Origin of the sequence: Kineococcus gurbantunggutensis, assembly GCF_050871925.1 — a bacterium.
GTDB lineage: Bacteria > Actinomycetota > Actinomycetes > Actinomycetales > Kineococcaceae > Kineococcus.
Genome location: NZ_JBJLSG010000351.1, coordinates 1 through 533, shown reverse-complemented (window position 1 = coordinate 533; position 533 = coordinate 1). Strand labels below are relative to the sequence as shown.

The following is a 533-nucleotide window of genomic DNA, read 5'->3' as shown; positions in this document are numbered from 1 at the left end:
CCAGCGCCGGGAGGCGCTGGCGCTGACGGAGCAGGCCGACCAGCACGCGGCGCTGAAGGCCATGCAGGCCTTCGGCACCACCGACTTCCGCGCCGACCTGCCGAAGGTGGACGTGCCGGCGCTCGTGCTGCACGGCGACGGGGACGCCACCGTGCCGTTCGAGGGTTCCGGCGCGCGCACCCACGCCGCCGTCGCCGGCAGCCGCCTGCACGTGATCGCCGGTGGCCCGCACGGGTGCAACGTCAGCCACGCGGACGAGTTCAACCGCGTCCTGCTGGACTTCCTGGCCTCCTGAGCACACCGCTCACCGGTTGCGGCCGGCGTTGCAAGACCCCGGCACCACGTCCCCCAGCACCACGTCCTCGGCACCACGGTGCTCGCGGCTCAGGCGGCGAGTACCGTGGTGCCGGCGCGCTCGCGGTACAGCGACGCCGCGTCGCGGAACGCGGCCAGCGCGTACGCCGGCACCTCCATCCCCTTCTGCTGCGCCCACAGCAGCTGCGACTCCAGGCGGGTGATGTCGCGCACGTTGC

The 533-nt window shown here is 73.9% G+C and carries 1 protein-coding gene; it reads left to right on the top strand.

Translation table 11 applies throughout. The annotated features are described in order from the left end of the window. Positions 1–295, top strand: a 295-nt coding sequence (locus tag ACRYR7_RS25625) for an alpha/beta fold hydrolase (RefSeq protein WP_432575211.1), incomplete at its 5' end; no start/stop codon positions are given. Positions 296–533 lie beyond the last annotated feature (238 nt).